General features: G+C 31.9%; 16 protein-coding genes. 15 read left to right on the plus strand and 1 reads right to left on the minus strand.

Features of this window, described 5'->3' with window-relative positions; translation table 11 throughout:
* From RR554_RS00580 to typA, 4 genes are all read left to right on the plus strand, one after another.
* On the plus strand, nucleotides 1-6,269 hold a 6,269-nt coding region (locus RR554_RS00580; protein ID WP_332467212.1), incomplete at its 5' end, for a Cna B-type domain-containing protein.
* Nucleotides 6,270-6,420: 151 nt separating this feature from the next.
* Complete coding sequence (locus tag RR554_RS00585) at nucleotides 6,421-7,380, plus strand: ABC transporter ATP-binding protein (protein ID WP_332462123.1); 960 nt, start codon at nucleotides 6,421-6,423, stop codon at nucleotides 7,378-7,380.
* Nucleotide 7,381: 1 nt separating this feature from the next.
* Nucleotides 7,382-8,173: an ABC transporter permease gene (locus RR554_RS00590; RefSeq protein ID WP_332462122.1), complete on the plus strand. Its 792-nt coding sequence runs from the start codon at nucleotides 7,382-7,384 to the stop codon at nucleotides 8,171-8,173.
* A gap of 269 nt (nucleotides 8,174-8,442) precedes the next feature.
* Nucleotides 8,443-10,227 (plus strand): translational GTPase TypA, encoded by a 1,785-nt coding sequence (typA, locus tag RR554_RS00595; RefSeq protein WP_443081173.1) that lies wholly within the window; start codon nucleotides 8,443-8,445, stop codon nucleotides 10,225-10,227.
* Nucleotides 10,228-10,260: 33 nt separating this feature from the next.
* Here the strand turns inward: typA and RR554_RS00600 are convergent, their stop codons facing one another.
* Nucleotides 10,261-11,517 (minus strand): MFS transporter, encoded by a 1,257-nt coding sequence (locus RR554_RS00600; protein ID WP_332467213.1) that lies wholly within the window; start codon nucleotides 11,515-11,517, stop codon nucleotides 10,261-10,263.
* A gap of 94 nt (nucleotides 11,518-11,611) precedes the next feature.
* Here RR554_RS00600 and RR554_RS00605 point away from each other — a divergent pair, with 94 nt between their 5' ends.
* The 11 genes from RR554_RS00605 to RR554_RS00655 form a co-directional block, all read left to right on the plus strand.
* On the plus strand, nucleotides 11,612-12,601 hold the full coding sequence (locus RR554_RS00605) for a helix-turn-helix domain-containing protein (protein WP_332467214.1): 990 nt from the start codon (nucleotides 11,612-11,614) through the stop codon (nucleotides 12,599-12,601).
* Nucleotides 12,602-12,727: 126 nt separating this feature from the next.
* Entirely contained in the window at nucleotides 12,728-14,215 is a 1,488-nt protein-coding gene (locus RR554_RS00610) for a DEAD/DEAH box helicase (protein WP_332467215.1), read from the plus strand.
* 184 nt (nucleotides 14,216-14,399) lie between these two features.
* Entirely contained in the window at nucleotides 14,400-16,337 is a 1,938-nt protein-coding gene (locus tag RR554_RS00615; protein WP_332462117.1) for a BglG family transcription antiterminator, read from the plus strand.
* A gap of 5 nt (nucleotides 16,338-16,342) precedes the next feature.
* Nucleotides 16,343-16,798, plus strand: a complete 456-nt coding sequence (locus RR554_RS00620; RefSeq protein WP_332462116.1) for a PTS sugar transporter subunit IIA — start codon at nucleotides 16,343-16,345, stop codon at nucleotides 16,796-16,798.
* A 16-nt stretch (nucleotides 16,799-16,814) separates the two neighbouring features.
* On the plus strand, nucleotides 16,815-18,155 hold the full coding sequence (locus tag RR554_RS00625) for a PTS galactitol transporter subunit IIC (RefSeq protein ID WP_332462115.1): 1,341 nt from the start codon (nucleotides 16,815-16,817) through the stop codon (nucleotides 18,153-18,155).
* 1 nt (nucleotide 18,156) lies between these two features.
* On the plus strand, nucleotides 18,157-18,441 hold the full coding sequence (locus RR554_RS00630) for a PTS sugar transporter subunit IIB (protein WP_332462114.1): 285 nt from the start codon (nucleotides 18,157-18,159) through the stop codon (nucleotides 18,439-18,441).
* 12 nt (nucleotides 18,442-18,453) lie between these two features.
* Nucleotides 18,454-19,293 carry a class II fructose-bisphosphate aldolase gene (locus RR554_RS00635; RefSeq protein WP_332462113.1) on the plus strand — a complete coding sequence of 280 codons (840 nt, stop codon included), beginning with the start codon at nucleotides 18,454-18,456 and terminating at the stop codon, nucleotides 19,291-19,293.
* Entirely contained in the window at nucleotides 19,293-19,985 is a 693-nt protein-coding gene (locus RR554_RS00640) for a triose-phosphate isomerase (protein WP_332467216.1), read from the plus strand. Before RR554_RS00635 ends, RR554_RS00640 begins: the two co-directional genes overlap by 1 nt.
* Nucleotides 19,985-20,500, plus strand: coding sequence for a YjbQ family protein (locus tag RR554_RS00645; RefSeq protein ID WP_332462111.1), 516 nt, complete (start codon nucleotides 19,985-19,987; stop codon nucleotides 20,498-20,500). Before RR554_RS00640 ends, RR554_RS00645 begins: the two co-directional genes overlap by 1 nt.
* Nucleotides 20,501-20,656: 156 nt before the next feature.
* Nucleotides 20,657-21,355 (plus strand): response regulator transcription factor, encoded by a 699-nt coding sequence (locus RR554_RS00650; protein WP_332462110.1) that lies wholly within the window; start codon nucleotides 20,657-20,659, stop codon nucleotides 21,353-21,355.
* Nucleotides 21,345-21,572, plus strand: a 228-nt coding sequence (locus tag RR554_RS00655) for a hypothetical protein (RefSeq protein WP_332462109.1), incomplete at its 3' end; no start/stop codon positions are given. The genes RR554_RS00650 and RR554_RS00655, both read left to right, overlap by 11 nt.

Consider the following 21,572-nt stretch of genomic DNA (forward strand, 5'->3'; position numbering starts at 1 on the left):
AAGGGAAAAATCAAGAAGAAGTTTTAGATGCAAATGGAAAACATGTGACCACTGAAGCTGAAGCAAAGGGTTGGACCTATAAATTTGAAGGTCTTCAAAAATATGATGAAGATAAAAATCTTATTGAATATTCAGTGAAAGAATTAGATGTCGATCCGAATTATGTGTCTAGTGTTCAAGGAACTAACATTATTAATAAATATACTAATACTGACACTGTTAATATTGATGGACACAAAGTATGGAATGATTACAACAATAAATTTGAAACTCGTCCAGATGAAATAATAGTTCATTTGTTGCAAGATGGGAAGAAAAAAGAAACGAAAACAGTTAAAAAAGATTCTGATGATCCAGAAAAAAGCTATCGTTTTGAATTTAATGAGTTACCAAAATATGATGAGCATGGAAAACCTTATAAATATGAAGTTATTGAAGAGGTAGATGGTTCTTATACTTGGGAATCAAAAATTAAGGAAACTAAAGAGGATCATTATGAAGTGACACTTACCAATACTTACAAAAATACAGAAAAAATTGATTTGTCTGGTGAGAAAAAATGGGATGACTATGAAAATGGATTTGGTATTCGCCCATCCGATGTGACTGTTGCGTTATACAAAACTGTAAATGGCGAAGAAAAGCATGTAGATTCAAAAGTAGTACAAGAAAATCCAATTACTAAAAAATGGACCTATGAATTTACTGATTTAGACAAGTATGATGAAGAAGGTAATGAAATTTCGTATGAAATCAAAGAAATTACTTTTAAAGATGAGAAAAATGAGTATACTCCTGAATTTGTAGGAAATGATGTTATCAATCATTATGTTAATTCTGAAACAGTTAAATTTAAGGGTGAGAAAAAATGGGATGACTATGGAAATAAATTCGAAACTCGTCCAAAAGAAGTGACAATTTATCTTTTAAGAAATAATAAAAAAATTGATGAAACAAAAACAGATGAGAGTAAAAATTGGAAGTATGATTTTGGAAAAGAATATCCAGTTTACGATACAAAGGGTAAAGCATATACGTATCGTGTGTTAGAAAAGGATGTTCAAGGATATACAACAACAATCGATAAGTCGGTTGATTCAACTAATACAGTAGAGGATTATACTATTAAAAATACTTACGTTAATACAGAAACAACTAAAGTTGAAGGAAATAAAACGTGGGATGATTTTGATGGCAAAGTTGGTGATCGACCTGCTAAATTAACAGTGACATTGTTTAGAGGACTTAATGCAGAAACAGCAACATCTACAGGTCAAACAAAAGTATTATCTGAAAAAAATAATTGGTCTTATGTTTTTGAAGATTTACCAGTTTATGATGCAGATGGAAATAAGTATGTTTATGTAGTTAAAGAAGAAAAACTTGATGAATACGATCAAACGAGTTCAGGTCCATATTTTGTAAACAGACCCAAAAAACTTGATGAGTTAACGTTTGTTAAAGGTGAAAAAAGTTGGAGTGATGAGAATAATATTTTGAATAAGCGTCCTGACAAAATTAAAGTTATTCTTTATCAAAATGAAAAACCAATGATCGATTCTGACGGAAAAATTATGACTCAAGAGACATCTGTTCTTGAGTTATGGAAATACGAATTTATTAACTTACCAAAATATGATTCTCAAGGTGATGAATATCAATATAGTGTTAAGGAAGAAGAAGTTAAAGACTATGAGTCAGTAGTTACCGGAAACAACATTGAGAACAAATACCAAAATAACGAGACGATTGATTTAAAAGGAAACAAAACGTGGGATGATGCAGGTAATAAGTTAGAAAGTCGACCAGAGTCAATTCAAGTTGAATTGTATCAAAATGGTGGAGATGTTCCTTATCAAGTTGAAGAAGTTAAACCAGATGATGCTGGTAACTGGAACTATGAATTTAATGATTTACCAAAATATGATGATGTGTACAAAGAATATAAATACACTATAAAAGAAGTAAATGTCCCTCATTATGATTCGAGTATTAACGGTATGAATATTAAAAACAGTTATCGTAATGATGATACAACTGAGTTTGAGGGTAAAAAAGTATGGTTTGATAAAGGTAATCTACTAAACAAACGTCCTGACGACATAACGGTTAAGTTATTTCAAAACGGTGGAGATGATCCTTTTAAAACACAAAAGGTTACTCCTGACGAACAAGGCAATTGGACGTACAAATTTACTGATCTACCAAAATACGATGACTCGTTAAATCCTTTTAAATATACTGTTGAAGAGGATGTTGTAGAGGGCTATGAGTCATCAATCTCAGAGGTTAATGGCACTACAATTACGAATACTTTAGTTAATAATGAAAAAACAAGTTTTAAAGTATTAAAAAAATGGGAAGATCACAATAATATATTAGATACACGACCAAGTAGTATTCGACTTAATTTGTATCGTAATAATGGGAAAATTCCATATAGAACGCAGAAAGTAATTCCAGATACTTCAGGTAACTGGCATTATGAGTTTAAAGATTTACCAAAACATGATAATAATTTAGTTGAGTATAGTTATTCTGTAAAAGAGATGAGAGTATCAGATTATACTGCAACAGTGGAACAAACAACTAATCAAAGTGCAGTGATTACTAATGAATACCAAAATAATCAAACAACAGAAATTCATGGTGATAAAGCATGGATAAATGATGCTGATGATAAACTATCAACGCGTCCAACGTCAATTTTTGTCGATTTATATCGTTCTGATTCTGAAGATGACGTGTATCAAACACAAGAAGTGGTACCTGATGAAGATGGTGATTGGAGCTACTCCTTTAAAGATTTACCGAAATATGATGAAGATTTAATCCTGTATACTTATGCGGTTAAAGAACGAAATGTTGATGGCTATTTGGGTGTTGTTGAAGGTACAGATATCATCAACACATATCAAAATACAGCATTAACAAAAGTTGTTGGCGAGAAGAAATGGGCAGATTTAAACAATAAGTTAGGGAAACGTCCCGATGAAATATCGGTTGATTTATATCAAAATGATATAAAAAAACAAACGCAAATAGTAAAAGCTGATAAAGATGGTAATTGGAAGTATGAATTTAATGATTTACCTAAGTACGAGGATGGAACACTTGATGAGTATGTTTATACGGTTAAAGAACAGAAAGTTGATGGCTACCAAACTGAAATAGATGGGACAACTATCACTAATTACTATCATAACGATGAAAAAACAGAAGTGAATGGTAAAAAAGTGTGGTTAGATAAAGACGATAAGTTGAATACTCGCCCTAGTGTAATTGAAGTGGAATTATACCAAAATGATGGTAAAAAACCATTTAGAACACAATTTGTTAAATCAAATGGTACCAATGAGTGGACCTATCAGTTTATTAATTTACCAAAATATGATGAAAAGTTAGAAGAATATAACTACACGGTTAAAGAGAGAAAAGTATCAAATTATTCTTCAACAATCGAAGGTACAACTATCACTAATACTTATAAAAATAACCAAGTGATTGGTGTCAAAGGTGAAAAAACATGGGAAGACAAAGATAATAAATTAAATGTTCGACCAGAATATATCTATATTGATTTATATCAAAATGATAGTCAATCACCTTATGCTACAGAAAAAGTTGAAGCAGATGACAAAGGTCATTGGGAATACGAATTCGTTAATTTACCAAAATATGATGATAATTACGATGAGTATACTTACCAAGTATCAGAGAGAAAAGTACCGCATTATGATACCAATCAAACTGATTTTAACTTTACCAATACTTACCGAAATGATGATAAAGTTGAAGTGAATGGTGAGAAGAAATGGGATGACTTTGATAATAAATTGAAGAAACGACCAAAACGAATTAAGGTTGATTTATATCAAAATGATAGTAAGACACCAATAGCAACTAAAAATGTAAAAGCTAATGTTGATGGGGATTGGAAATATTCATTTAAAGATTTACCAAAATATGATGAAAACTACGATGAATACATTTATACGGTGAAAGAACAAGATGTGACAAATTATGATTCTAAAGTTGAAGGCACAACGATTACTAATACGTATCAAAACAAAGATAAGACAGATATTAGTGGTGAAAAAATTTGGCGTGATGTTGATAACAAATTAGGTGTAAGACCAGACAGTATTATTGTTTACTTACATCAAAATGGTGATGAAACACCAATGGCAGAGCAAAAAGTAACTGCTGGTGCTGACAACAAGTGGTCATATTCATTTAAAGATTTACCAAAATATGATGCCAACCTAGATGAATATCATTACACAGTATCAGAAAAAGAAGTACCGCATTATGATACAACGATTGAGGGAACAACTGTCACTAATGATTATCGTAATGATGACAAAACAAAAGTTACTGGTAAGAAAGTTTGGAATGATGAAGATAATAAATTAAATCTTAGACCAAAATCAATTAAAGTCGAACTTTACCAAAATGATAGTAAGAAGCCAATGGCGACACAAACTGTGAAAGCTGGTAAAGATGGCAATTGGGCTTATAGTTTTAATAATTTACCAAAATATGATGATGAGTTAAATGAATATGTTTATACAGTAAAAGAACAAGAAGTTTCTCGTTATGAAAGTCATATTGAAGGTACAACTATTACAAACACGTACATCAACGATCAAAAAACTGAACTTTCTGGTGAGAAAAAATGGGACGATAAAGACAATAAATTAAAAGTTCGTCCGATGTCTATTCAAGTAGAGTTATATCAAAATGATGGCAAAAAAGCCTTCAAAACACAAACTGTTACGCCAGATAAAGATGGTCATTGGAATTACACATTTAAGGATTTACCTAAACATGATAAAGAATTAAATGAGTATGTTTATACAGTGAAAGAAAAAGAAGTTGCTCATTATGATAGTAAAATTGATGGAAACAACATTACTAATACTTATCGAAATGATGACACAACTGAAGTTGCTGGTGAGAAGAAATGGATAGATGAAGACAATAAAATTAATTCACGACCAACATCTATTCAAGTAGAGTTATATCAAAATGATGGCAAGGAAGCTTTTAAAACACAAAAAGTCACACCAGATAAAAATGGCAACTGGTCTTATGTGTTTAAAGATTTACCAAAATACGATGATAACTATGATAAGTATACTTACACAGTGAAAGAACAAAAAGTTCCTAATTACGACTCAAGTGTTAAGGGAACTACAATCACTAATACATACGAGAATAAAGAGTTAATTGATATCAACGGTGAAAAACAATGGAATGATGAGGAAAATAAATTATCAAAACGTCCTGAGTCAATTACAGTTGATTTGTATCGAAATGACAGCAAAGAACCTGTTGATACGCAAGAAGTTAAGGCTGGTGAAGATGGTCAGTGGAAATATACCTTTAAAGATTTACCAAAATACGATGACAAGTTAAATGAGTATCAATATACAGTGAAAGAACGTAAAGTTGATGATTATTCAACAGTTATCGAAGGTACCACGATTATTAATACCTATAAAAATGTTAAGATAACTGAAATTACTGGTGAGAAAAAATGGAACGACTTTGATGATAAATTAAAAGTTCGTCCAAAAGTGATTAAAGTTGACTTATATCAAAATAATGGAGAAAAACCATTTAGAACACAAGAAGTTATGCCAGATAAAAATGGTCATTGGAAGTATAGCTTCAAAGCATTACCTAAATACGATGAGAAGTTAAATGAGTATGTTTATACAGTGAAAGAGCAACCTGTAAAAGGTTATGAATCTAAAGTAGAGGGAACTACAATCACTAATACATATCAAAACAAAGATATTACAAGTATAAAAGGTAAGAAGCTATGGGAAGACAATAATAATAAAGCTGGTCTTCGTCCTGAGTCAATTATGGTTGAAGTTTATCAAAATGATAGTAAGGTTGCTTTTAAAACTGAGAAAGTAACACCTGATGCATCAGGTAATTGGAACTTTACGTTTAAAGATTTACCAAAATATGATAAAGAGTTAAACGAATATAAGTATACATTAAAAGAAGTGGCTGTTAAAAACTATACTTCTAAGGTAGATGGTACAACTATTACTAATACATTAACTAAGAAAATTGATCCAGGTAAGAAGATAAAACCAGGTACTAAAACTGGTCCGACAAGTAAAACAGGAGGACAACGTTATTTACCAAAGACAGGAGAAGTACAGGATAATCCAGTACTAACCTTGTTGTTAGGTATGTCTCTTATTTCCTTTGCAGGAGTAGGTGTTTTCTTTAGAAGAAAATACTAAGCTTTTTCTAGGCGAATTAAAAAGCATGAACAATCGATTTATTTGATTGTTCATGTTTTTTTTATTTAGGGTAAATACTTGACAAAAACAATTTACGATTGTAAACTAATCTCAAGAGTTACAAATGTAGATAGAAAAGAGGAGGATTATAATGAACAACATTTTAGAAGTAAACAACTTAACAAAAGTATTTAAAAAAGCTAATGGAGAGTCACACACAGCAGTTAATGGTATTTCATTTAATTTAGTAGAAGGAGAAATTTTTAGTTTCTTAGGTCCAAATGGAGCTGGTAAAAGTACGACAATCAACATGGTAACCACACAGCTTTCATTAACAGCTGGAACAATAAAAATTGATGGTGAAGATATTAAATCAAATCCAATTAATGCTCGGACAAAAATTGGAATTGTTGCTCAGCATAACAATTTAGATAGAGGATTAACGGCACATGAAAATTTACTATATCATGGTAGATATTTCGGGTTAAGTAAAGAGGAAGCGGAGAAAAGAGCAGCAGGATTATTAAAAGACTTTGGTCTTTTCGATTGGAAAGATGACTATGTAAAAAGCTTTTCAGGAGGAATGGCTCAGCGTTTAAAAATTGCTAGAGCAATTATGCATAAGCCAGCCATTTTATTTTTAGATGAACCAACAACAGGTTTAGATCCTGCTTATCGCGAAATCTTATGGGAGCATGTTTTAAGGCTAAATAAAGAAAATAAAACAACAGTTTTCTTAACGACTCACTACATGGAAGAGCCAGAGCGTTTTTCAGACAGAGTGGCAATTTACAATAAAGGAGAAATTAAAGCAATTGGCACAATTGATGAATTGAGAAAACAAATACCTTCAGAAAGTTTAATTTATTTAAAAGTAGATCAGGCATCAGATTTATTTTCGAAGAAGTTATCCAATTTAGAAACGGTGAAAAGTATTAAAGTTGTGGATGAAAAAAATTATGTGATTTATCCAAATGAAAGTAAGAAGGCTTTGACTGAAGTGCTTCATTTATTCGAAAAATCGATAACCCAGTTAGAAAATATTCAATTGAGTTCAACGACACTAGACGATATTTTCATTCACTTAACAACCGATGAAGGAGATAAATAAAATGAAAAATAATGTTAGTACATCAACAGTGTTTTGGATTATGGTAAAGCGAGATTTAATGATTCAAATGAGAAACTGGTCAGAATTTATTTTTAGGGTGGCGATGTTACCGTTTATTTTAATATTAACGTATGGTTATGTCCTACCTAAAATTGGAATACTATCATCAGATTTTCCTAATCAAATGTTTCCTGGGATGGTTGGTATGAGTTTGCTGATTACAGGGATTCACGGAACTGCCGTACCATTATCAATGGATTTTAATAATTCAAGAGAAATTGAAGACCGGCTGCAAGCTCCAGTTAGTATCAAAGTGACTGCTTGGTCAAAAATGGTAGTAGGTATTATTGAATCATGGATTGGAGCATTAATTGTCCTTCCTGTATCGATTCTTTTTATGGGAAGTTATTTAGAGTTTTCAATGACAGGTTTTGATATGATGATGCTTGTGGCAATTCTCTTAGTTAGCTCTGTTACATCGGCTACTTTAGGATTATTAGTGGGTACGATTGTTAAACCAATGCAAATTGCAGCGATGTTCCCTGGATTCTTAATGCCAATTATTTTTACTGGGGCGATTTTCTTTAGTTGGGAGTCATTGAGCGTTATTCCTTGGTTAAAGGGATTAGTTTTGTTAAATCCTTTGGTCTATATTAACGAGGCTTTAAGAAGTACAATGATTGATACAACAACATCCATGCCACTTTGGTTAAGTGTGAGTGGAATTGTTATTTTTACAATAATTATGGGATTAACAGGAATGAAGAGATTTAAAAAAATGGCGACTAGATGATGAAGAAAGAACTAAAAATTTGATCGATTTTTAGTTCTTTTTTTATTGGTGTAAGGAAAAATTTGACAGTTTTTAAAACTCTTGTTAGACTTCAATTTATTATAAACGTTAAGGAGGGATAACATGAATTTTTATACCGCAAGGATTGAAATCATGGTTCCACCGTTTCCAGAAGAAGGATGTTTTTTTTCAGCCCACTAATATGTTAGGAGCGATAAAAAATGGAAGAAAACATCCTTCATGATCCAAGCAACAAGATTGTTGGAAACATGAGTGAAGCCATGATAAATAAACGAAATGTAGCAATTATAGCTCATGTGGATCATGGGAAAACAAGTTTAGTTAATGAACTGATAAAAGAAACTAATCAATTGTCTCAGCAAGTATTTGAAGAGCGAACATTAGATTCGAATGAATTAGAAAAAGAGCGAGGTATCACTATTTTAGCAAAGGCAACATCGATTTGTTATAAAGGAACAACGATTAATATTGTAGATACGCCAGGACATGCAGATTTTGGTGGCGAAGTAGAGCGGATTATGGGAATGGTTGATGGTGTTATTATAGTCATTGACGCTTTTGAGGGGCCTATGCCTCAGACACGTTTTGTGTTAGAAAAAGCGCTAGCCTACAATTTACCGATTTTAACAGTAGTTAATAAAGTGGATCGAGATGGTGCCGACCCAGAGAAGTCTGTAGATAGTTTGTTAGATCTTTTAATTGAGTTGGATGTAGATGAGAGGCAATTGGATTTTCCAGTGGTGTACACATCTGCTTTGAATGGAACATCAAGCTATTTTTCAGAATTAGCTACTCAAGAAAAATCAATGGTACCAGTGTTAGAAACAATTTTAAGGTCAATTCCTTGTCCAGTTGTCTCAAGTGGAGCCTTTCAATTTCAGGTGGCTTTAGTAAGTTATGATAATTATTTAGGACAAGTAGCGATTGGACGCGTCTTTAGAGGTAGTGTGAAATCGGGGCAAAAAGTTTCTCTTGTTCAATCAAATGGTAGTATCAAAAATTTTAGGATTAGTAAATTGTTTGTATTTAAAAATCTGGAAAGAGTGGCTGTTTTAGAAGCTTTTCCGGGAGATATTGTTGCTATTGCAGGATCTAATGAGATGACTGTTGGAGAGACGATTACGAGTGTGACTTGTCCTGAATCACGACCAGTAATTGATGTTCAAGAACCAACTATGCAAATGTTGTTTTCGATTAATGATTCACCATTTGCAGGACAAGATGGAACAATGCTTACCATGAGAAAAATTGAAGAACGTCTCTTACGTGAGTTGAAACAAGATGTCTCTTTAAAAATGCTTGCGACAGAGTCCCCGAATAAATGGTTATTGTATGGTCGAGGAGAGCTTCATTTTTCAATTTTAATTGAGAAAATGCGTAGAGAAGGTTTTGAATTTCAAGTATCAAGTGCTAGCGTGTTGGAAAAAGAAATAGATGGTAAAACTTTTGAGCCTTATGAAAAAGTAACTGCCCGAATGAATGAAACATATTCAGGTGTTGTGATTGATTCTTTAAGTGAGCGAGGAGGGCTACTTAAAGAGATGACGGTGCAAGAAAATCAGGCGTATTTAACTTTTTTTATTCCAACAAGAGGCATGATTGGTTATTTAACAGAATATCTTTCGTTAACAAAAGGCACGGGTATTTTTTATCAGCAATTTGATTCGTATCAGTTAACTAAAAACAAGAAATTTTTAACGAGAAAAACAGGTTCACTTCTTTCTAAATATACGGGAGTTGTGACAACGTATGGCTTAGAAAATATTGAGGATCGTGGCACTTTGTTTGTTAACGCAGGAGATAGAGTGTATGAAGGAATGGTAATTGGTGAACATCACCAGTCAAGTGATTTAGAGGTTAACGTGACAAGGAAACGTCACTTAAATAATATGCACTCAGCAACAAAAGAAGCAACTTATGTATTGCGCTCAACGAAACAGATGACCTTAGAGGAATCTTTATCCTTTATTAAAGAAGATGAATGTTGTGAGGTTACTCCGTTAGAAATAAGACTTAGAAAATATTCATTATAGTAAAAAAACTACGGCTAAAAAAAGTCGTAGTTTTTATTTTGCAGTAATTGGATCAACAACATTTTTACTTGTTGTAATGGCCAGGAAAAAGAATAGTATACCTAAAAAGCCAAAGAGAGCCCAACTTATAACATCATTCACTAAATTTGCGGATCCCAAGAAAATTAGTTGCCCAAGTGGAGTACCTGCCATAACCAATACGTTGAAAATACCACTTGTCAGACCTAGTTTGTTTTCTGGTACTTCACTAATCATATAAGCAGAAAGCCTAGGGTTGAGTTTTCCGAGTAAATAGCCAAAGGTAAACAAAAGAAGGATTAGTAAGAGTTTAGACTGAATCACAACGATTGAAATAGAGAGTAAGAAAGCATTGCCTAAAACAAGACTGATAATCGAATTTGTTTTAATATGTTTGAAAAAATCCATCGTTAAAAGCGAGCCAAGTAGTAGGCCGACAGATGTGCTGATACTGATAAGAGCAATGGTATTTGGAAGATTTCCAAACCAAAGGACTTCTCTTTTAAGTAATGAGATATTAATCAATCCTTCTGAAGAAGAAAAGAGAAGATTAATCAAGACAGCATATGAAATTAACATTTTTAAAAAAGGATTACTCATAAATATTTGGATAGTTTCTTTAAAATCTTTTTTGAAAGAGGATGTAGCTGGAAATGAGTGAGTAGTCAATTGTTTTTCCAAAGAACTTAACACATTGTATTGAGTAATGATAACAAGGGCCGCTAAAAGAAAAGTAAAGGAATTAATTAAACCAAAGAGTGAGAAATTATAATTCAGTTTAACAATCGCTAATGCACCAACACCTTGAAAAATAAGTTGAATGAGTGTGTTTAAGCCATTTTGAAATCCCATGGCTTCCACTAAATCATCCTCAGGAACCAGAAGTTTAATGAATGGTAATTGGAGAGCGCCACTAAACATACCTAGACAGTCGCCAAGAACATTAATTAATAGAAGAATAAGAAATAAAGAAAGTGTGCCTTCAAGTAATATTAGCCTAGCGAGTGATAAAAAGAGAATGACTTGTCCGATTCTTGAAATAATAACCCATTTGAATTTATTTTTTGTTTTATCTGCAATATGTCCAATAAATGGTTGAAAAAAACTTGGAATAAAAATAGTTGCAGAAGCTAGTGAGATAGCTAGTGTGTTGAAGGATAGTGTACTAGCGTAAACGATAAAGACAATGTTGTAAAGGCTGTTACCAATCGCATTAAGCAAAGAAGCATTTGTGAGTGTTCTGTAATTTCTGTTTTTTAAATAGACGTTCATTGTTTTCACCTCATTATTTTTTGTTAATTTAAGTATAATTGAGGTAAAATAAAGAAGAGATAAAATTCTACTATAGTGGAAAAAAGGTGAGAAAATGGATGAAGGAAAGTTATTTAGAAAACTTAGAAAAGATCGAGGATTTAGCTTAGAGCAGGTATCAGATGAAGTAAATAGTGTGTCTTTCATTAGTAAATTTGAAAAAGGTCAATCTAATATTAGTCTTTTAAGGTTTGAGAGATTATTGCAAAATGTGAATGTCTCAATGGAAGAGTTTATTTATTTACGTGAACTTGAACGAAATCCAATGCTGAATGAGGATATGAAAGTATTACGCGGATATTTATCAAGTGACTTTTATTTTTATTGGGCGAAATTACTTAATATTAATAAGTGCAGTGAGACTGAGAATTTTGAAAAAGGAATTATTGAAATGAAGCAAGTGAAAGCTGAGATGAACTTGAAAATAAACTGGCAAAAATTTGTGTCAATTTACTGTGATATTTGCCTTTTACTGTATCAATCAAATATATCTCAACGTAATAATTCACTTGAAGGTCCTACCTCTGAATTATTATTTAAAGAAATTAATTTATTGTCTAAACCTGTTATTTCTTATTTGTATAAAGTTGAGGATTGGGGTGTTTTTGAAGTAGTTCTATTTAAATTCTTTTTATTCACCTTTCATGAAGAACAAATTAATCAGTTATTACCTATTGCTATTTCAAGAACACAAAAGGAAAATGAGCTTCATGTTATGGCTCTTTTTAAACTTGAAACGATCTTTTCAAGTTTTTCATATTTTGTTAATTTTAGACATCAAGTATGGGCTAAAAAATCTTTAGAAAATGCGAGAGACTTATTAAAAGATGCAAGAGATTTAACTAATAGTACCCTTTTATTGTTTTATGAAGGATGGTATAAAATTATTTTTGAAGAAACTAACAGAGGTCTTGAACAGTGTTATCAAGCCATTTCAATTTTTAAAATTTTGGAACAGCCAGTGCTGGAAAAAAGGTTTAAAACTATATTAGAGCATGTTTTAAAAAATAAAGAGGAACCAGACAACTATTTTATGTTTATCTAATTTTTAATGAAAACGTCTTTTTCGTGTAATCTGCCCCAAACCATGTTAAACTGTGGGAGCTGAAAAAAACTTAAGCAAGTCGAATCGTGAAGTGTTTTACTTGTTTTATTGAAGGATGTTGATTAAATGAGTCAAAATAACTTTATGCATTATCCATTGGATGAGTCGATCATTAAGGCTTTAACTGTTTTAAATTACATGAGTCCAACGCAAGTTCAAAAGGAAGTTATCCCTTTATTATTAAATAAGCGGGATGTCATTGTTAAATCTCAAACAGGAAGTGGGAAAACAGCAGCATTTGGTATTCCCCTTTGTGAAATTGTTGAGTGGGAAGAAAGAGCGCCACAAGCGTTAATTTTAACACCAACAAGAGAGCTTGCTACTCAGATAAAAGAAGAGATTTTTAATATTGGTCGTTATAAACGAATTAAGGTAGAAGCATTATTTGGAAAAAGTTCGTATCAGTCTCAAGTAAAAAATTTGAAACAACGTACACATATTGTGGTAGCAACTCCAGGTCGTTTACTAGACCATATTGAAAGAGGCAGTATCAATTTAAACCAAGTAAAAACAGTCATTATTGATGAAGCAGATGAAATGTTTACAATGGGCTTTATTGAGCAAGTAGAAGATGTTTTAAAAGAGTTACCCAAAAAAAGGACAACCGCACTTTTTTCGGCTACTATGCCAAAAGCGGTTCAAAATCTATCAGAACACTTTCTAAAGAAACCTCAATTTGTTGAAATTGAGTCAACTGATACAACGAAAAAGAGAATTCACCAGCAATTTATTCGTGTTGAAGATGATAACAAATTAAGTACATTAAAGGATATATTTGTTGTTGAAAATCCAGATAGTAGTATTATTTTCTGTAATACGAAACTAATGGTTGATCGTTTAACTGAAAAAATGCAAGCAGCAGGTATTAAAATAGAGATGCTTCATGGTGGAATGGAGCAAGATGATCGAAGTCGAATCATTCAAGAGTTTAAACGTGGCTATTTCAGACATCTTGTCGCAACAGATGTAGCTGCTCGTGGTATTGATGTGGCAGATATTGGATTAGTCGTTAACTATGATTTACCTGAAAAAACTGAAACATATGTGCATAGAATTGGTAGAACAGCTCGTTTTGAAAAAAGCGGAAAAGCATTATCTTTAGTTAATCCTAAAGATAAAAATACGTTTGATCTAATTTTAAAAGAGCAAGATCGTTTAATTGAAGAAGTGACTAGACCATCAAGAGCAATGGTAGATAAATATCGGATTGAGTTTGATACAAAACAAGGTCAAAAACCAACACTTCGAAAAGAAAAAGGCCACGATTTCAAAGATGAGATTATGAAAATCCATATCAATGCTGGAAAGAAAACAAAGATGAGACCAGGAGACGTGGTGGGTGCTCTGTGTAATATTGAAGGCATGACTGGTGACGATATTGGTGTTATTGATTTAAGAGATATTTCGACATTTGTTGAAATTCTTAATGGTAAAGGTGAAATGGTCTTAAAAACATTGCAAAATATGCCGATTAAAGGTCGTATGAGAAGAGTCAGCCGTTCCAATGAATCTGATTATGAAAGAGATTTAAAACGAATGACTCGACGTAAATAGAAATATCGATAAAGTATATGTAGAAAAAACATTTACTTTATCGGTATTTTTTTATCAAAAATTGTTTATTTTTTCATATAAGTAAAAATGTTCTACATTAATGTGGAAGTAACGTTTGATTTACTATAAAGAAAAAGTAATTTATTGTATACATATGGAAAGCGCTTCCTGGAGGGTGAGTTAAATGCTTAGTAAGAGGGAAAGGGAACTACTTAAATTATTGTTTAATCAGAACGATTATCAGCCGGCTAGTTATTTTAGAAATCTTCTGAAAGTTTCAACTAAAACAATTTATAAGGATTTAGAAAGTATTCAATCAGAACTAGATGATACGACAGTCTGGATTAAAAAAGTGCCTAGAAAAGGAATAAAATTAATTTATAAGGAAGAGGATAAAGAGCATATTAGGTTATTGATATTATATGAAAAAAATATTCAAGAAGATTATACACCTGAGAAAAGACAACTTATTATTTTAGGAAAAGAAATTTTGTCAAAGGAATCTTTAACTTATCAAGAATATGCTAATTTGTTATATGTGACGCCTCAAACTGTTAAAAATGATCGAGATGAAGTTGCTTCTTTTTTTGAAAAATATCATCTTAAATTTTCAAAGATCCATCAAGAAGGAGTATATGAAGAATCGTTAGTTCAAAAATTAATTCATGATTATATTCAAAAGCAAGAAGTAAAAAAGATATTAACAAAAGAAAATCTTGAACTGTTATTTGAAAAAGAATTAATAGAAAAAACAGAAAAGTATGTTGAAGATGTGTCAGAAAGTGCTCAAATAAATTTGAGTAACTATATGAAATATTCGTTGTTTCATACCATGCTTATTTTCTTATCTAGAGTTCGCATAGGGAAACATATTGAAGATGAAAGAAAAATGATGTTTTTAGAAATTCAAAATATGGAACTTTATATGAGTAGTATGACTCTAACTGAAAAAATAAATAAAGAGTTAGGCTTTGTTTTTACAACATCGGACATACAATACTTAAGTTCATGTTTACTTTCACATGGGGTTCAACCATTTGCTATTGGTACTAATATAGATGAATACTTTGATCATGAAATTTTAAAAATGATTAGTCAAATGAGTCTATTATTAGGTGTGAATTTTTCTGATGATGAGGATTTACCCAAATTTTTATTGTCTCATATTATTCCAATGGTTTATCGATTGAACACAGGGATACACGTTAGAAACCCTTTATTAGAAAGTATTAAAAAGCAGTATTCTACGATGTTTAGCTTAGTTAGGCTAGTTATTTCGGGAATTGAAGAAAGTTTTAATATTATACTGCCTGATGATGAAATTGGCTTTTTAACGATTCATTTTCAATTAGCTTTTGAAAAGATAGAAGTTACAAAGCATGTTTTAATCGTTTGTTCTTTTGGATTTGTTACATCAGAGTTAATTTTAAATCGAATTGAGCGAAATATATCTAAGAATATTATTGTGGAAGTTTCTGATGAGCGTACTTTAAAAAAAGTTGATAGATCATCGATTGATTTAATCATTTCAACAGTTCCGTTAAAAATGAATAATCAAGTAACACCAATAATTTATGTCTCACCTTTACCAACCAATGATGAAATCTCTAAGATATCATCTATGATTTCAAGAATCGATCAATTTGGTCAAAATTTTTCTTCAAAAAAAGATATAAAAAAAGAACTTATTATAAACTATTTAGATCCTAGGCTACTTTTTTTTGAAAAAGAATTTGAAACAAAAGAAAATATTTTAACATTTATATCAAATAAGATGACTGAACTCTCATTTGTAGAAAAAGCATTTGAACAACATTTACTTAAACGAGAAGAGATAGGAAGTACTGGCTTAGATATAGGTGTTGCTTTTCCACATGCTGAACCTAAGACAGTTATAGAAACTAAATTATCTATTGTCTGTTTAAAAAAGCCGATTTTGTGGGGACAAACTGAAGTTAGTGTGGTTTGTTTATTAGCAATATCTGAAAAAGATATGGCTGAGGCCAAAGATATTATTGCGACATTGTATGATTTATTTAATAGAGTAGGTTATGTTGAGAAATTATCAAAAGTAAAATCAACAAAAGAATTAATAGATTTAATAGTATCGAAAGGAGAGTAACAGTCATGTATTTTGATGAGAAAGTTATTATCTTAAATGGAAGTGCTAAAACAAAAGAAGAAGCAATAACTGATATTGCCAAATTAATGTTAACAAAGGAAAATGTTAATGATAAATTTTTGGAAAACGTGTTAAAAAGGGAGTTAGTGTATCCTACAGGTCTTTTAGTTAATGGTGTAGGAATTGCTATTCCTCATACTGATAGTGAGTATGTAAAAAAATCTCAATTAGGATTTATGTCATTAAAAACACCCGTGGTTTTTAATGAGATGGGAACATTAGACAAAGAAGTAAAGGTAAGCTTAATTTTTATGTTGGCTTTAAAAGAAGCACATGAACAATTAAGCATGTTGCAACAACTAATTGAAATGTTTCAAAATGAAGAAGTGATTTCTTCCTTACTTAAGATAACAGATGAGAAAGAGTTTATTCAGTTAATGAGTAATCAAAATTTAGATTAAAAGGAGAGAATAGAAAATGTTAGATGCATTGCAATGGTTTGTCGATTTAGGTTCAATCGTTGTTTTACCTATTTTAATATTCATCTTTGGTGTTGCGTTGGGAACAAAACCTGGAAAAGCATTTACATCAGCTTTAATGGTTGGTGTTGGATTTGTTGGATTGAATCTAGTAATAGATTTACTTGGAGGTAGTTTAGGCCCTGCTGCTCAACAAATGGTAGAAAGATTTGGTTTAAATTTAACAACTATCGATATTGGTTGGCCAGCAGCAGCAGCAATCTCTTATGGAACAGTGCTAGGAAGTTTAGCTATTCCAATTGGAGTTGGGCTAAATATTCTTTTGATTGTTTTAGGTTTAACTAAAACACTTAATGTGGATATTTGGAATATCTGGCATGCAGCATTTATTTCATCTTTAGTGTATGCGTTAACAAATAATTTTGCGATGGGAATATTTGCCACTGTCGTATATCTTATGATGATTTTATTATTTGGTGATATTTTGGGACCAGTTATCAAGAAGTTTTATGGTTTTCCTAATATTACGTTCCCTCATGGGACAGCAGCACCAGGATTTATCTTTGCCATACCGTTGAATTGGCTTTTTGATAGAACACCAGGCCTTAAAGATTGGAAGGCAGACCCAGAAACAATTCAAAAGAAATTTGGTGTTTTTGGAGATTCAACAGTAATGGGCTTTATGATTGGGTTAGTGATGGGAATTCTTGCTGGATATGATGTAGCAGGAACGGGTCAATTAGCTATTAAAACAGCTGCAGTTATGGTTTTAATGCCAAAAATGGTAGCGCTATTAATGGAAGGATTAACACCAATTTCAGAATCAGCTAACCAATTTGTTCAGAAAAAATTTCCAGGAAGAGAGTTATACATTGGAATGGATGCCGCTCTTTCAGTAGGACATCCAGCAGTATTATCTTCTTCATTATTATTAGTACCAATTACAATTTTATTAGCTGTTATTTTACCAGGAAACACTACGTTACCATTTGGTGATTTAGCGACAATTCCATTTTTAGTTTGTTTAATGGCTGCTGTATTTGGAGGTAACATCATTAGAACCGTTATCGGTGGTTCAATCTATATGGTAACAATTCTTTACATTACATCTTGGGTAGCGCCATTAGTAACTGCTTCAGCAAAAGCTGCAAACTTTGATTTGCAAGGAAACTCGATGATTACTGCATTAGCTGAAGGTGGTCTATGGACAACGTGGATGTATGTTGGACTTACTAAAATATTAAGCTGGGGTGGACTAGCAATTATTGGAGCAGCCGTACTTATTGGCTTGATTTATGTTAATAAAATTTTACCTAAAAAGAAAGGCGAGATGATTTAAAATGAAAAAATTATTAATTATGTGTGGTACAGGAGTAGCGACTTCAACAATTGTGACAAGTAAAGTAAAGACTTGGTTAAAAGAAAAAGGACTAGAACAAGAAGTTCATTTATACCAATCAAAAATTGCTGATGAAATGAATAAAATTGATGATTATGACATTGTTGTCAGTACAACAGTTGTTCCAGATAATATTAAAGATAAAGTTATTATGGGTATTCCTTTATTAACAGGAATAGGAATGGATGCAATGTTTGCAGAAATTGAAGAAAAAATAAGAAAATAAAGGAAGATTATCATGTTAGTTAGCTCAAAAGAACTTTTTAAAGTAGCGGATCAAAATAATTTTGCAATTCCTGCAACTAATTTTATTGATCTTGATTCAGCCAGAACTTACGTAGAAACTGCAGAAAAATTAAATAAGCCATTAATTTTAGCTTTTGCTGAATCTCATATGGAATTAATTTCTTTGGAGGAGGCTGCTTTAATTGGTAAGTATTTAGCTGAAAAAAGTAAAGCGCCAGTTGTTCTTCATTTAGACCACGGGGAAACTGAGTCAGTGATTAAAAAAGCGATTGAACTAGGTTTTTCCTCAGTAATGATTGATGCTTCAAGAGATACCATTGAAGAAAATATTCGAAAAACAAAAACAATTGTTGAGTATGCTCATAGTAAAGGTGTTGCTGTTGAAGCTGAAATTGGTCATGTTGGTTCAGGAGTTAACTATGAGACGCCTGAAGAAACAGATAGTATTTACACGGAAGTGAGCGATGCTATTAGGTTTGTTAAAGAAACAAATGTGGATTCTTTAGCTGTATCAATTGGAACGGCTCATGGCTTTTATAAAGGAACGCCAAAAATCAATTTTGAACGCTTGGCTGAAATACATGAAGCTGTTTCAGTGCCGCTTGTTCTTCATGGTGGGTCTTCATCAGGCGATGAAAATTTAGAAAAATGTGCGATTACAGGTATCTGTAAAATTAATATTTTTACAGATTTCTTAACAGCGGCAATTAAAAAAGTTAATAATGAGAAGCCTGAGGATTATCTTCAATTAAAAGAAATGGCTAATAGAGGAATGGAAGAAACATTAATTCATTATTTTAATGTTTTCCATACAGAAGAGGTGAAGAACTAGTGAAAAAAGAATTGAGAGCACCATTTTTTGTTGTTAACCCTAAAGCATATCTATATGGTGAAAAGTCATTAGAGTTAGCGCTTCGAGCAGATGAATTAGCTGAAAAATATGATGTTGATGTTTTATTTACGGTTCAACACGCAGATGCTTACAGAATAAGTCAAGCAACTGAAAATTTAATTATCACTGTTCAACATATGGACAGTTTATTCCCTGGTCGCGGTATGGGCTATGTATTACCAGAAAGTTTAGTTGAAAATGGTGTTTCAGCAACATTTTTAAATCATGCTGAGCATCCTGTTCAGGTTTCTGAATTAGTTAACGTGATGAAAAGAGCCGATGAATTAGATATATTAACAATTGTCTGTGCAGATTCAATCGCAGAAGCTAAAGCAATTGCGACACTTAATCCTGATATTATGATTTGTGAACCAACAGAGTTAATTGGAACAGGACAATCAAGTGATATTGAGTATATGCGTGGAACAAATGAAAGTGTGAAGTCTGTTAATCCAGACATTCGTGTTTTACAAGCAGCCGGAATCAGCTCGCCTGCTGATGTTAGAAAAGCGTTAATGTCAGGTGCTGATGCAACAGGTGGAACAAGTGGTATTGTTTCAGCTGAAAATCCAGTAGAGATGTTAGAAAGTATGTTAAAAGAATTAGCAGATTTTAGGGAGGAACAGGCATAATGATAACTTATACGGATACATTGACATTGAGATCGAATGGAAAAAGAGTGAGTTACCATAATATTACAGAACAAGTGAAGGCAATTGTGGAAAAATCAGGTGTTAAAACGGGAACCTGTCTAGTTCAATCACCACATACAACGTGTTCAGTAATTTTTGAAGAGTTTGTCCATGATAAAGATTTCAATGGTGATGAATTTTTACAAGTCGATTTAAACAATATTTTAGACAAAATGGTTCCAAGAGAATTAAGCGAAAATACAAATTATCGTTACCCAGGACCAGAACATTTAGACTTTTTAATGTCTTTAAATGATCCAAACTATCCGTGTGATCCAGGAACCATCCTAAATGGAGATGCTCATATCAGAGCTTCGCTATTTGGAGCAAGTGAGAATTTTATTATTAAAGAAAATACGCCCCAAATAGGAACGGTAGGTTACATTTATTTTATCGATTTTGATCAAAATAGAGTAAGAGATAGAAAATGTCACATTTTAGTGATGGGTAATTAAAATGATTAGCAGAAAAACATGACGAAACGTGTCATGTTTTTTTGTTTATGAAGAAATCTTCATCTTATTTTTTGGTGTTTTAGTAGTTTAACATACTGGTTTTTAGTAAACTTAAACTAGGTAGATACTAATACTTAGAGAGTGACGTGATAGAAAATGAGTGAATCGTTTATTTTACTAGTTGAAGATGAAGAGAGTTTAGCAAGCTTTATTGAAACTGAGTTAACATTTGAGGGTTACCGTGTTGTTTGGGCAAAAAATGGTCAGGAAGCAATGACTTTTTATCAAGAATACCAAGAAGATATCACCCTTATTCTTTTAGATTGGATGTTACCCATTTATGATGGCATTACGGTTGCTAGGAGAATTAGAAAAGTAAGTGAAGTGCCAATTATTATGATGACTGCTAGAAATCAAACAACAGATATTGTCGTCGGTTTAGACACTGGTTTAGATGATTATCTAACTAAACCTTTTGAAATTGAAGAACTATTTGCACGAATCCGTGTGATTGAACGTCGATTACAAAAACAAGAACAGGTTTTTGATATGTTAAGTTATCACGGGATTAAAATGGATATTGCTAAACATCAAGTGACACTGGAGGAAGAAGTCATTGATTTAACACCTAAGGAATTTGGTATTCTTTATGAACTGATGAAAACACCTGAAGTTGTTAAAACAAGGGACGAGCTGTTGAATGATATTTGGGGTTATGAATATGATGGACAAACTAATGTAGTGGATGTCTATATTAGAACTTTACGTAATAAAATTGGTGCCAAAACGTATGGAAAAATGATTCAAACAGTTCGAGGTGTTGGCTATGTTTTGAGGAATGATAATGAAAAATAAAAAAACAACGCAGTATCAATTAACCAAACAATTTCTGTTCATTTTTCTTGGTATTTTACTTGTGATGAATCTTTTCTATTTGTTTTTAGCGTCAAAGTTTGTCTATGATTTCGTTGAAAATAAAACGGAAACTATTTTACTGCCATTAAAAAATGTAAAGAACGATACAATTGATTGGGAGAAAGAAATCAATTCTTTTGTGACAAAAGATGATGCG

This window comes from Vagococcus sp. (genome assembly GCF_036639995.1).
GTDB lineage: Bacteria > Bacillota > Bacilli > Lactobacillales > Vagococcaceae > Vagococcus.